Annotated in this window: 2 protein-coding genes and 1 pseudogene; 2 read left to right on the top strand and 1 reads right to left on the bottom strand. The window is 41.8% G+C overall.

The features are described from left to right. Together QZ105_RS10375 and galU are read left to right on the top strand one after the other, a co-directional pair. The coding region (locus QZ105_RS10375; protein WP_293729844.1) for an acyltransferase family protein at positions 1–1,099 on the top strand (1,099 nt) is incomplete at its 5' end. A 143-nt stretch (positions 1,100–1,242) separates the two neighbouring features. Further along, positions 1,243–2,112, top strand: coding sequence for a UTP--glucose-1-phosphate uridylyltransferase GalU (gene galU, locus QZ105_RS10370; RefSeq protein WP_293729843.1), 870 nt, complete (start codon positions 1,243–1,245; stop codon positions 2,110–2,112). A 108-nt stretch (positions 2,113–2,220) separates the two neighbouring features. On the opposite strand, the pseudogene QZ105_RS10365 reads toward galU, so the two are convergent. Further along, positions 2,221–2,536, bottom strand: a pseudogene (locus tag QZ105_RS10365) (hypothetical protein); the annotation flags it as partial.

The raw sequence follows: 2,536 nt of genomic DNA, 5'->3' as shown, positions 1-2,536 counted from the left end.
GAGCAGAGCAGAGCAGAGCAGAGCAGAGCAGAGCAGAGCAGAGCAGAGCAGAGCAGAGCAGAGCAGAGCAAGATTATCGTGGCTTGATGTATTAAAAGGAATAGGAATCATATTGGTCGCCATTGGTCACGTGTATTCAAACAAAACGGTTTTTGATTGGTTATACTCTTTCCACATGCCGCTCTTTTTCTTTGCAGCGGGATGGGCATATAGTAAGAAGTCTGTACTGACCGATGTAAAAAAGAGGTTTCAGACAATTGTAATTCCATATTTTAGCTTTGGATTTCTGCTTTTATTCTATTGGCAACTAATGGAGCGTCGATTCCGCAGTTCAGACATGGGTTTTAGGGATTCCATTCTTGGATTGTTTTATGGTGCATATGATTATCTTGATTTTAATGTACACTTGTGGTTTTTGCCATGTTTTTTTCTGACAGTGGTTTTGTTTAATGGTTTAGTTTGCTTAGGAAATAAATATTTACATAATGGTAAGATCTTGGCCTATGCTGTTGCTGTAATAATGAGTGTAATGTATATAGTAGTACCTCTGCCAGTGATGCTTTGGGGATTTGATCGTGTTTTCAGGTATATTGGTTTTTACGCATTGGGAACATTCTTTAAGGATAAGAGTGCTGATAAAAAAATTCAGGGGCAGACTAGTGTATGGCTAATATTTGAAGTTCTTGTTTTGCTTGGAGGTAACTTCGTTCTAGCATATTTGGCGCTGAAAACAGGGATTATGTGGTTTGTCACAGCGACAGTTGGGATTGTTGGCGTGTTGATTCTTTCCCTGATGATTGACCAAAACGATATCCTTCAGTACTTCGGCAGAATATCTCTTGTGGTTCTGTGCATACATGGACCTGTTTATAGAGTTATTGTTAAGCTAGTCTCAATCCCTTTGCACATGGGGACGGATGCAGTCAGGGAAAATTTAGTTCTGTCCTTGATAGTTGTAGTTGTAACGATGATGATATGCAGCAAGGTATATAAAAGCATTATAAGAATAACTCCGTGGATAATTGGGAAAGAAAATAAATGTAAATTGAACAAGAGGGATAAAGTAAATGAAAAGAATAGTATTATGTATTGGAAATAACGCATATACTGTTTTACCGCTGTTGAGTTATTCTTGAATTCAATATCGTTAGCAACTTAAAAGAGTTGTGCTATGCGGTTGCTTGAATAGAAAAATCTTAAAAATATATTATATGATAAATATATAGACAAGGATGATTTACAATGCAAAAAATTAGAAAAGCCGTTATTCCCGCCGCAGGCTTAGGCACTCGCTTCTTGCCTGCGACCAAAGCCTGTCCTAAGGAAATGCTGCCCATTGTGGATAAGCCTACGATTCAGTACATTATCGAGGAAGCCTTAGCTAGCGGTATTACTGAAATCTTAATAGTTACCAGTAGCACTAAACGCGCTATCGAGGACCATTTTGACAGAAGCCCGGAACTGGAAGTTAATTTAGCGGATCATAATAAGGACGAGTTGCTGCAGCTGGTGCGAAGCATAGCTGATATTGACATTCATTTTATCCGGCAGAAGGAGGCCAAGGGCTTAGGTCATGCTATTTTATGCGCCAAAGCTTTTGTGGGGAATGAACCATTTGCCGTGCTTTTGGGCGACGACGTTGTTTACAATGACGATTATCCCTGCCTGAAGCAGCTTATAGATGTGTATGCTGCGACTGGCGGCAGTGTGCTGGGCTGCCAGACTGTGCCGCAGGAAAAGGTTTCTGCTTACGGAATTGTGGACAGCGCGCCGACTGGCAAGAAACGTATTTTTCGTGTAAAAGATATGGTGGAAAAGCCTGCGGTAAATGAAGCTCCCAGCCGTTTGGCGGTTTTGGGGCGCTATATTATTACGCCGGAAATTTTTACTATTTTGGAAAATACTGCGCCGGGCCGCGGCGGCGAAATTCAGCTGACGGACGCTTTGAAAGTTTTGGCGCAGCAGCAGGCTATGTACGCTTATGATTTCGTAGGGCGTCGCTACGATGTGGGCGATAAGCAGGGCTATTTGGAGGCCATGGTGGAGTACGCAATGCGCCGGGAGAATTTAAGGGATAAGTTTTTGGCGTATCTGCAGGGGATAGTGAAATGAAAAAAGGACGGCCTGCGCCGTCCTCTAGCGTGAAATATACAGTTGTGCCGTGGGCTATACGCGGATAGCTTGAATTTGTTCTAGTGGTAAGTTGGTAGCAATTATAATTCAGAGTAATGCAATGTATGTTGCCCAATTCTTTTTATCGATGTTGAGAGCGGTTAATGCTTGCTCAGTAGTCCAGTTTTGGGAAATTTTTAGGCTTTTGATTGATGCTAATGTACTTTCATTTCTACCTTGAGCGAGGCCTTCACTTCTTCCCTTTGCTTCGCCTTCAGCAAAACCTTCCTGTTTAAGTTCTTCCATAATTTTGCACATAGTCTGCACTCCTTCCTCGGTTTCCTTAAAATATTTTACACGTTGCTTTAATTCATGATAATGCATATCGCTGGCGCTGGTGCAGAAAAAATCGTGCATCAGCCTG

The organism is uncultured Phascolarctobacterium sp. (assembly GCF_905212365.1).
Taxonomy (GTDB): Bacteria; Bacillota; Negativicutes; order Acidaminococcales; family Acidaminococcaceae; genus Phascolarctobacterium_A.
Note: the sequence above shows the minus strand (reverse complement) of the source record. Positions and strands in the feature narration are given on the sequence as shown.

Bases quoted from the DNA above. Each gene is read 5' to 3' on its own strand.
- galU (WP_293729843.1), top strand. From the start codon at position 1,243: ATGCAAAAAATTAGAAAAGCCGTTATTCCCGCCGCAGGCTTAGGCACT.